The 476-nt window shown below is 45.4% G+C and carries 1 protein-coding gene; it reads right to left on the reverse strand.

Annotated features, from left to right (window positions below; all coding sequences use genetic code 11):
- Window positions 1-89 precede the first annotated feature (89 nt).
- Window positions 90-476 (reverse strand): transposase (locus E0E16_RS07470; protein ID WP_130829948.1); only part of this gene is annotated, 387 nt, incomplete at its 5' end.

The raw sequence follows: 476 nt of genomic DNA on the forward strand, positions 1-476 counted from the left end.
AATATTACTGTCCGCTAAACATAGAAATCCTCATTCCAACTCATTGAGACACAATAGTTCGGATGACAGCATGTTAGTGACAAGCCCCCTTATTCATTTTCTGTTACCTCGGGTGGCGATTCAGCCGCTGCTTCAAGCATGAGTTTCATGTCGGCATCCGGCATGTTGAAGAAATTATTCATGTTGAGGTATTCCATAAGTACAATGCGCACCATAGTAGCCAGCCCTGAGAAACTCCACCGCCTCTGCAATGAGCTTTGCAGCAGTGACAGTAATAGATTGGCAATGAGTGTAACCCAAATCTGTATCTTGATGGCGTTGGCACTCTCCCCATAGAAGTATCTAAGCGGGAAGTTCTGTTTTATCTGCTTGAAAAGAGTCTCTATCTGCCACCTCCTGCGGTAGATGGCTACGATAGTCTCCATGGACATGTCAAAGTCGTTGGTAAGCAAGGACACCAACTTTGGCATCTTTCC

The organism is Prevotella rectalis (assembly GCF_900607215.1).
GTDB classification, from domain to species: Bacteria; Bacteroidota; Bacteroidia; order Bacteroidales; family Bacteroidaceae; genus Prevotella; species Prevotella brunnea.